The organism is Roseitalea sp., assembly GCF_984466335.1.
On sequence record NZ_CFIFWG010000138.1, the window covers coordinates 1 to 8,522 of the forward strand.

The window sequence follows — 8,522 nt, forward strand, 5'->3', positions numbered from 1 at the left end:
CTGCGCCAGCCGGCGCCATCAGTTTCTCAGCCCCTTGTCGGGACTCCCCAGGTGACTGCCCAAACACTGCGCACTGCAAACCGGTTTGTCAATCGGGTCGGGGGCAAGTGAGATTCGAACTTCTCAAGAGCTGTCAGCCAGCCCTCAGCTTCGTGAGGCGTCGTTTGGCCCGGGCCGCCGGTGAAGGTCCTTCCCCCCTGTCTTTGCGCTACTACGCCCAGCTACGTCTTCCTTCACGGTCAATCTCCGGCATTCTTCAGCATGCAAATGGAGATCGAGATGACGAAACAACGAAGCAACGATCTGCCGCGGACTATCCGACGGCATGAGCTCAAACAGATTGTGCCGCTCGCGGACACGACGATCTACGAGATGGAGCAGCGCGGTGAGTTTCCACGCCGCTTTGCTCTTGGCCCACGCTGCGTCGTTTGGGATCTCGCCGAGGTCGAGGCCTGGCTTGCCTCTAGAAGAGGCAAGCAGGTTTCATCCAACCATCATCCAGACGTCCGGCTCCGCAAGACCCGTCCCGTCAGAGGGACGGGTCGAGCAGCGGCGTCGCCGTCGTGGGAGGCGTAATGACTGGGGCCCGCTGCTGGCCCTCAACCCAGGCGTCGATCAGATCAGCCCATTCCTGCATCATGTGGCGGCGCTGATGTTCGTATTCGGCCTTGTTATAGACGCCGCGTGACGACCTTCCGTCCTCGTGAGCCAGACACTTCTCGATCCAGTCACTGTTGAAGCCAAGCTCATTCAGGATGGTGGACCCGGTCCGTCGCAAGTCATGAACCGTGAAATGCTCCAATGGCAGGCCTTCGTTCTGTGCACGCTCGATGACGGCTTGCGTCACGCGATTGAAAGTCGCGCGGGACATCGGCGCATCCGCATCGTACCGGGACGGTAGGAGGTAACGAGAATTGCCGGCACACGTCTTTAGCGCGATCATGATGTCGAGCGCCTGCCGCGCCAAGTAAACGTTGTGCGGTCGCGACCGCTTCATTCGTTCCTTTGGGATCGTCCAGACCGCGTTCTCGAAATCCACCTCGTCCCAGGTGGCGTCTTGCAGTTCGCTCTTACGCACCATTGTCAGCAGAAAGAGATGAACGCCGAGCCGGATCGTCGGAAGCGTCGCGACGTGTTCGATCTGTTTCAGCAGTATGCGGATTTCAGCTGCCGACAATGATCGGTCGCGTGGCTTGAACGTCGCGATCGATGCCGGGCCGACTTCGTCGGCCGGGTTCTTCACTTTCTCACCGTGCAGGATCGCGAAGCCGTAGATCTGCTTCACGATGTCTCGGACGTGGATGGCCGTGGCCGGCGCACCGCGATCAACAATCCTCCCACAGAGATCGCGCAGATCGTCTGGCAGGATCTCGGTCAGCAGCCGCTTTTGCCATACGGGGCGAAGCTCGCGCTCGAAGATGGAACGGCGCATCGCTCGTGTGCTGTCGGCCATCGGCGCCTTCTGAAACCAGCGCTCGCCGAACTCTCCGAAGCTCTTCGCCTCTTTCAGGCGCCGCTTCTGGCGTTGCTTCTCCTGCGCAGGAGAAAGGCCCTCGCCGACCATTCGTCGGGCGTCGATGCATTTCTCGCGCGCACGCGCCAGCGAGAGATCAGCAGGTCCGTAGCGGCCGAGGAGCACGGTCTCTCGTCGCCCGTTGAGTCGGTAATCGAGCCGGAACGTGATCCGGCCGGAGGGAGCGACGTGGGCATACATCCCGTCGCGGTCGCTAACCTTATAGGGCTTTGCCTTGGGTTTGAGGTTCTTGAGGGTGACATCAGTGAGCACGGCGGTTCCTTTCGCGAATACCGTCAGCTCAGTGCGGTGCCTCCACCTCCTCATTTTTCTAGCGTTATCAATCCGATAAGCCAGAAAAACTACCGTCAACTGGGCTTGTGAAGATGACGGTATGCCCGAAACACAAATGTGGCAAGCCTATCTCGGCCCGTCAGCCGATCCGTCGGTTCACTTCTCTGCAGGACGATAGCAGGCGAATATGAGCCAGGCTTTTTGTTATTTATATCAGTGATTTGAGAGGGTTTGTCCGATAGCTGCCGAACGTCTCCGGCGCTTCGGAATCATTCCCACTCGATCGTGCCGGGCGGTTTGGAGGTGACGTCATAGACCACGCGGTTGATGCCGCGCACCTCGTTGATGATGCGCGTCGCCGTCGCGCCCAGAAAGCCCATGTCATAGGGATAGAAGTCGGCGGTCATGCCGTCGACCGAGGTCACCGCGCGCAGCTCGCAGACATGCTCGTAGGTCCGGCCGTCGCCCATCACGCCCACGCTCCGCACCGGCAGCAGCACGGCGAAGGCCTGCCAGATCGCATCGTAAAGGCCGGCCTTGCGGATCTCGTCGAGATAGATCGCGTCCGCCTGACGCAGAATGTCGAGCTTGTCGCGCGTCACACCGCCCGGCAAGCGCAACGCAAGGCCAGGACCCGGGAACGGATGGCGGCCGATGAACCGGTCGGGCAGGCCCATCTCGCGGCCGAGCGCGCGCACCTCGTCCTTGAACAGTTCGCGCAAGGGCTCGACCAGCGCCATGTTCATGCGCTCGGGCAGCCCGCCCACATTGTGATGGCTCTTGATCGTCACCGACGGGCCGCCGGTGAAGGAGACGCTCTCGATCACGTCCGGGTAGAGCGTGCCCTGGGCGAGGAAATCGGCGCCGCCGAGCTTTCCGGCTTCCGCCTCGAACACGTCGATGAACAGCCCGCCGATCGTCTTGCGCTTGGTTTCGGGATCGCTCTCACCTTCGAGCGCCGCAAGGAAGGTTTCGGACGCATCCACATGGACCAGCGGGATGTTGTAGTGCTCGCGGAACATGGCGACCACCTCGGCCGCCTCGTTCATGCGCATCAGGCCGTGGTCGACCAGGATGCAGGTGAGCCGGTCGCCGATCGCCTCGTGGATCAGCAGCGCGGCAACGGACGAGTCGACGCCGCCCGAAAGCCCGCAGATGACCCTGCCCCCGCCCACCTGCGCGCGGATGGCGGCGATCGCCTGGTCCCTGTAGGCGGCCATGGTCCAGCCGCCCCTGAGGCCGGCGATCTTGTGGACGAAGTTCGACAGCAGTTTCGCGCCGTCGGGCGTGTGCACCACTTCGGGGTGGAACTGGACGGCGTAATAGCGCCGCGCCTCGTCGGCGGTCGCCGCGAAGGGCGCGTTGGGCGAGGCGCCGATCACCGCGAAGCCGTCCGGAAGGCGGGTCACGCGGTCACCATGGCTCATCCAGACCTGATGCCGCTCGCCGACGGCCCAAACACCCTCGAAAAGCGGGCTTTGGCGCTCGACGGTCATGAAGGCGCGGCCGAACTCGCGATGGTGCCCGCTCTCGACCGTGCCGCCGAGCTGGGCCGCCATGGTCTGCTGGCCGTAGCAGATGCCGAGCACCGGAAGGCCGCTCTCGAAGACGATGCCGGGCGCGCGGGGGCTGCCGGCCTCGGGCACGCTGGCCGGGCCGCCCGACAGGATGACGGCCTTGGGATCGAGCCGCCCGAACGCGTCCTCGGCCGACTGGAACGGCACGATTTCCGAATGGACGCCCGTCTCGCGCACGCGTCGGGCGATGAGCTGGGTCACCTGGGAGCCGAAATCGACGATCAGGACGGTGTCAGGGCGCGATGCATCTGCCATGGCCAGCGCCTACGACAGCGGCGCGCCATTCGCAATGGCGGCCTCGACCTCATCGACAGCGGCCGCGAGCTTTTCGTCGATGACGTGCAGATATTGCGTCCAGTCCTCGAAACGCCTCAGATCCTCGGCGCCGTCGGAAATGCCGCGCAGGCCGACGAGCGGCACGTCGAACGCCATGCAGGCGCGCAGAAGCGCAAACGTCTCCATGTCGACCATGTCGGCGTCGATGCCGTCATAGGCCGCGCCCGAGACGATCCCGGCGCCTGTCGAAAGGCGCTTGGCCGGCGCCGCGCCCAGCACCGTCAACGGCAGTTCTGCCGGCAGGTCGAGAAAGGGCGTCGTGCCCCTCTCAAAGCCAAGCGGCGAAGCGTCCATGTCGCGATAGCCGACCGAGGCGACCCCGTAGACCCCGGCCTGTTCGAGCGTGCGCGAGCCCGCCGAGCCGAGCGAGACGACGATGTCGGGCCTGTGCGCGGCAAGGGACCGGGTCAGGTTGACCGCCGATTCGACGGGGCCGACACCACAGACGAGCGGCGTGAACCGCGTCTTCAGATGGGTGCCGTATTCGGCGTCCGCCGCCATGACATAGAGGACCGAAACCGGCCCGATCGCCTTGTGCATCCCGACCTGCCTTTTGCGAGCGCCCGATCAGTTCATCCACCAGATGGCGAGGTTCAACAGGCCGGCGAAACCGACCCACGCCATATAGGGCGTCATCAGCAACGCCGACGCACGGTCGGCGGCCCATGTCCTGGCGATGAACAGGGCCGTCAGCGCGCCCATGGCAAGGATGACGATCAGCGCCAGGCCCGGCCGTTGCAGGCCGAAAAAGGCCGGCGACCAGGCGAAGTTGGCCGCAAGCTGGACGAACCAGAGCTGCATCGGCAAACCCTTGTAGCCGCGCATCCAGATGCGCCATCCGGCCACGGCGACCATGGCGTAAAGCACCGTCCAGACCGGGCCGAACAGCCAGTCGGGCGGGTTGAAGAACGGTTTGCGCAGATCGGCGTACCAGTCGCCGGGCGGCGTGCCCGCGCCGATCAGCATGCCGCCGCCCATCGTCAGGAGCAGGAAGCCGGCAAGCCACAGCCGGCGCAGGGCGGGGCTGCCGGTCCGGCCGGGCGCGCGATGCTGGCCGCCGGTCAGATCGTCAAGCGCGCCGCGATCGTCCATGGCGGTCTCCGGTCCTAGAGCGTTCTGTCCCGGGCTCGATATGGGGACGCGACGGAGGCGGTTGCAGGGGCTCACCGCGGTTTTTGCATGACGGCGAAGAAGAAGCCGTCGGTGCCGGTGGCGCGCGGGGTGAGCGTGACGCAGTTCAGGTCCGCAGACCAGGGCTGTGGCTTGTCGAAGCCGAACAGGTCCTGCCAGGCCTCGCCCGCCGACAGCAGCGACCAGCCGGCATGGCGGTCGCCGAAGGCGTAGATTTGCGCCTCGTTCTCCTCGGCGAAGACCGAGCAGGTGACATAGCACAGATAGCCGCCGGGCCGGACGAAGCGCGCCGCATCGTCGAGGATGGCGCGCTGCTCGGCACAGCGCCTGTCGAATTGCTGCGGCGTCAGGCGCCATTTGGCGTCCGGATGGCGGCGCCAGACACCGGAGCCGGTGCAGGGCGCGTCCACCAGCACCCGATCGAACCGGCCTTCGAGCGGGGCGAGGTCGTCATCGGCGGCATGCACCTGCACGTTGCGCGTGCCGGCGCGTTTCAGCCGCCCGAAGATCGGCGCAAGGCGCTGCCTGTCGGCGTCCCAGGCATGGACCTGGCCCGTGTTGCCCATCGCCGCCGCGAGCGCCAGCGTCTTGCCGCCGGCGCCCGCGCAGAAGTCGAACGCCTGCTCGCCGGCCCGCGCGAAGACGAGGTCGGCGACGATCTGGCTGCCCTCGTCCTGCACCTCGAACCAGCCCTTCTGGAAAGCCGGCTCGGCCTGCACGTTGGGCAGGCGGCCCTCGCGCCGGGGCGGGGGGATGCGGATGCCGTTGCGGGCGATGGCGGTCGGCTTCGCGCCGGTCCTTGCCAGCGCCTTCAACACCTTGTCGCGGGTCGCGGTCAGCGTGTTGACGCGCAGGTCCAGCGGCGGGCGCGCCGTGAAGGCTTTCGCCTCCTCCACCCATTCCTCGCCGAAGCCTTCGGCCAGAAGATCGCCGCACCAGGGCGGTACGTCGGCTTCCACATGCGGGTCGGCGAAGGTCAGATCGCGTCCGGCGGCCGCCTCAAGCTGCGCCATTGGCACCTCCGGCGCGAACCGGTCGTCCGCCAGCGCCTCGCCGATCCTTTCCGGCGCCATGCCCCAGGAAAAGGCCGGAACGCCGAAGACGAGCGCGGCCGGGCCGTCATCGTCCATGCGGAAGGCGAGCGAGGCGCGCCGGCGCAGCGCGTCATAGACGATGTTGCCGATCGCGGCGCGGTCGCCCGAGCCGGCGAAACGATGCGCCTTCCCCCAGTCGGCGAGCGCCACCGAGGCGGGTCTTCCGTTCGCTTCGATGTCGGCGAGAATTTCAATGGCCGCCGCCAGCCGTCCGCCAAGGCGCATCGGGTGTGGGTCCGGGTTGATGTGATGCGCCGCCGCTTAGCGGAGATGACGCCCGGTGGGAAGTGCGACCGCTATGGACAGCCGAGTTGCCTGCGTTTTTCGATGACCACGCGAATATTGTCGCCAATGGTATCCACCTGCCTTTCAATGAACCGCAGTTCGTCTTTAAGGCGCGGCAGCTCGATGCTCCGAAGCCGCTCCAGGCGCCGTTTGGCAACGACCAGTTGGACGTGGGTCACGGCACCGACGATGCCGACCGGCACACGCGCGGGCGGCGGCAACTGGCGACCTGCTCCCGGCGCCATGCTGGCTGGCTCAAGGCGCGCGACCTGGTTCTCCTGCCGCAGAATCTCACCTTCCTTGTTTGTGATCTCGTTGCGCTTTGCGCTTTCGCGCATCTCTGCCCGGTGCCGGTCACTGTTGAACCGGGTCAGTTCGGCCAAAAGCTCCGAACACCGGGACGACTTGATCTTCAATGCTTGCGCTTCCATGATCACTCTCCAATGCAATGCTCAGCTTGAAGACTGCACCATGGAGCGATCGGTTGGATAAGTTCTTCACTTTCCTGTGCATTGTTCTTCTGATGATCAGCGGTGCCGCGGGGGCCACGGAGCCGCGCCCCCCGCTCGAAGTGCCTGATTTCGAGCGGTTTCCGGCAACGCACGCATTCGATCTGCACCCAAATGTCAGCATCGCATTGCTCCACGCCGACGACCATTCAAAGCGATCCGATCCCGACGCGTGCGCGGCGCGTATCGAGATTTTGCTGGCGGTCTATGTGGAGCGCTGGCCGCAGTTTGCACAATGGGCCGACGATCCGGATTGGCGGGTCTACTGGGCCGATCACTTTGCGAAGACCGTCTACCGGCAGGAAATCGGCTGCCACCTGGTCGATCCGTTCGAGGCGATCATCAACGGGCCGAGCAACCATTATCCCGACGCGGAGCCGGCCGACAGGATCCCGCGCTGGTGCGGACGCTGGCGCGACGGGATGCCGGCGATCGAACAGGACCATGCGGTGGCCGCGCTCATCGAACTGGCGTTCGAGGATGTGATTCCCGACGCCATATCGAAGCTTTATTCCATGTCGCAGTCGCATTTTCGCTCCTATGGTTATCTCATCGCGATGAACCCCGATGTGACGCTTTTGCTGATCGAACGCTCGAAGGTCAGGGCCGAGCGGCTCAACGGCATCTTTCCGCTCAGGCTGAGCGAGGAAGAGCGCCGCTACGCCATGCTCCACATGGTCTCGGACGAACGCCGGGCCGAGATCGAGGAAGCGGCCTGGAACGGCGACTGGCGATCGATCCTGGAAACCACCGGCCCCTGCCGGTCGCGCGACGTGGTGATGGAAGAGGCCGGCCTGCCGCTGCGGCGCTATTGACGCGAGCCGACGCTGACCCGGGTCGCACAAACAATGACCTTAATCCGCCGCCTGGACGAGTCCGGGCAATTGCCGGTTCCAGCCATCGATTTCGGCGGCAAGGATCGCGCACGCGCCGGCTTGCCTTGCAGTCATTGCATGGTTCATGGTCGGGCTCCGTTCGAGGTTCGACCAATGATCGCATCGCTTGGGATCCGTTGGGCAAGATTGGCGGGCGCGGCGCTGCCACGTGTCGCAGCGGTCTTGTTTTGCCTTCACTTTCCCATTGCCGCCGCTTTTGCCGCCGAGCGGGACTTCACGGATTTTCCGGCGACGCCGGCCGATCGATTGTCGCTCGATACGCTGATCGATCTGGGGCTGGCCTATCGGGCCGGCGAGGTTGCCGCATGCCATGCCCGGGTCGAGATTCTCTTCGACGCCTATCTGCAACGCCATCGGCGCTTCGCCGCGCGGCGGGACGATCCGCGATGGCGCGCCGCCTGGATCGACCATTTCGCCCGCACCACCTATCGCGAGGCGATCGGATGTTCCCTGGCTCTGCCCCACCTGATCGTTCTGGGCGAAAAGACCCGGCGCATGCCGTGGCAGGACACACGGATCGACCTGCCGGTCTGGTGCGGCCGGTTCTCGGGCCAGGCCGCCGACCCTGAAGTGATGGAGGCGATCGAGGCGATCGTTCCGCTGGCGTTCCGATACGGGCTGGAAGACGCCGCGCGCGAATTCCGCTCGCGAACGCGCGTGTTCGTCGAAAATGGCAAGAACAGCTTCATCGCGATGAACCCGGACGTGACGCTCTTTTTGTTCGAGCGGGAGGCGTTCATCGCGCGAGGGGAGGGGGCCGAAGCCATGACCGACTATGACGTTCCCCAAAATGTCGGCCCATTCTTCCTCGACACAATAATCCCCGAACGGCGCGCCGCGGTGATGGCGGCGGTACGCCAGCTCGAGAGCCTCGGTGCGGAGATCGT

General features: G+C 65.0%; 9 protein-coding genes. 3 read left to right on the forward strand and 6 right to left on the reverse strand.

Annotated features, from left to right (window positions below):
• Positions 1 to 279: 279 nt before the first annotated feature.
• Positions 280 to 576, forward strand: coding sequence for a helix-turn-helix transcriptional regulator (locus AC5E6L_RS11955; protein ID WP_491773547.1), 297 nt, complete (start codon positions 280 to 282; stop codon positions 574 to 576).
• On the opposite strand, the gene AC5E6L_RS11960 is transcribed toward AC5E6L_RS11955, so the two are convergent.
• The 6 genes from AC5E6L_RS11960 to AC5E6L_RS11985 all read right to left on the reverse strand — a co-directional run bounded on the left by AC5E6L_RS11960 (position 530) and on the right by AC5E6L_RS11985 (position 6,661).
• Entirely contained in the window at positions 530 to 1,786 is a 1,257-nt protein-coding gene (locus tag AC5E6L_RS11960; RefSeq protein WP_491773549.1) for a tyrosine-type recombinase/integrase, read from the reverse strand. The two genes, AC5E6L_RS11955 and AC5E6L_RS11960, sit on opposite strands and share 47 nt — an antisense overlap.
• A gap of 290 nt (positions 1,787 to 2,076) precedes the next feature.
• Positions 2,077 to 3,639 carry a glutamine-hydrolyzing GMP synthase gene (guaA, locus tag AC5E6L_RS11965; RefSeq protein WP_491773551.1) on the reverse strand — a complete coding sequence of 521 codons (1,563 nt, stop codon included), beginning with the start codon at positions 3,637 to 3,639 and terminating at the stop codon, positions 2,077 to 2,079.
• A 9-nt stretch (positions 3,640 to 3,648) separates the two neighbouring features.
• Positions 3,649 to 4,260 carry a 5'-methylthioadenosine/S-adenosylhomocysteine nucleosidase gene (locus tag AC5E6L_RS11970; protein ID WP_491773553.1) on the reverse strand — a complete coding sequence of 204 codons (612 nt, stop codon included), beginning with the start codon at positions 4,258 to 4,260 and terminating at the stop codon, positions 3,649 to 3,651.
• A 27-nt stretch (positions 4,261 to 4,287) separates the two neighbouring features.
• Positions 4,288 to 4,812 carry a TspO/MBR family protein gene (locus tag AC5E6L_RS11975; RefSeq protein WP_491773555.1) on the reverse strand — a complete coding sequence of 175 codons (525 nt, stop codon included), beginning with the start codon at positions 4,810 to 4,812 and terminating at the stop codon, positions 4,288 to 4,290.
• Positions 4,813 to 4,883: 71 nt separating this feature from the next.
• The gene (locus tag AC5E6L_RS11980) at positions 4,884 to 6,170 is read right to left on the reverse strand and encodes an RsmB/NOP family class I SAM-dependent RNA methyltransferase (protein ID WP_491773557.1); all 1,287 of its coding nucleotides are present in this window, start codon (positions 6,168 to 6,170) and stop codon (positions 4,884 to 4,886) included.
• A gap of 71 nt (positions 6,171 to 6,241) precedes the next feature.
• Complete coding sequence (locus AC5E6L_RS11985; RefSeq protein ID WP_491229655.1) at positions 6,242 to 6,661, reverse strand: hypothetical protein; 420 nt, start codon at positions 6,659 to 6,661, stop codon at positions 6,242 to 6,244.
• Positions 6,662 to 6,753: 92 nt separating this feature from the next.
• Here AC5E6L_RS11985 and AC5E6L_RS11990 point away from each other — a divergent pair, with 92 nt between their 5' ends.
• A complete protein-coding gene (locus tag AC5E6L_RS11990) occupies positions 6,754 to 7,554 on the forward strand; it encodes a hypothetical protein (RefSeq protein ID WP_491773559.1) in 801 nt (266 codons plus the stop codon).
• Positions 7,555 to 7,797: 243 nt separating this feature from the next.
• The coding region (locus tag AC5E6L_RS11995) for a hypothetical protein (protein ID WP_491773561.1) at positions 7,798 to 8,522 on the forward strand (725 nt) is incomplete at its 3' end.

Coding starts and splice junctions, on each gene's coding strand:
- AC5E6L_RS11970 (WP_491773553.1), bottom strand. CDS start 4,260: ATGCACAAGGCGATCGGGCCGGTTTCGGTCCTCTATGTCATGGCGGCG.
- AC5E6L_RS11955 (WP_491773547.1), top strand. CDS start 280: ATGACGAAACAACGAAGCAACGATCTGCCGCGGACTATCCGACGGCAT.
- AC5E6L_RS11975 (WP_491773555.1), bottom strand. CDS start 4,812: ATGGACGATCGCGGCGCGCTTGACGATCTGACCGGCGGCCAGCATCGC.
- guaA (WP_491773551.1), bottom strand. CDS start 3,639: ATGGCAGATGCATCGCGCCCTGACACCGTCCTGATCGTCGATTTCGGC.
- AC5E6L_RS11985 (WP_491229655.1), bottom strand. CDS start 6,661: ATGGAAGCGCAAGCATTGAAGATCAAGTCGTCCCGGTGTTCGGAGCTT.
- AC5E6L_RS11980 (WP_491773557.1), bottom strand. CDS start 6,170: ATGCGCCTTGGCGGACGGCTGGCGGCGGCCATTGAAATTCTCGCCGAC.
- AC5E6L_RS11990 (WP_491773559.1), top strand. CDS start 6,754: ATGATCAGCGGTGCCGCGGGGGCCACGGAGCCGCGCCCCCCGCTCGAA.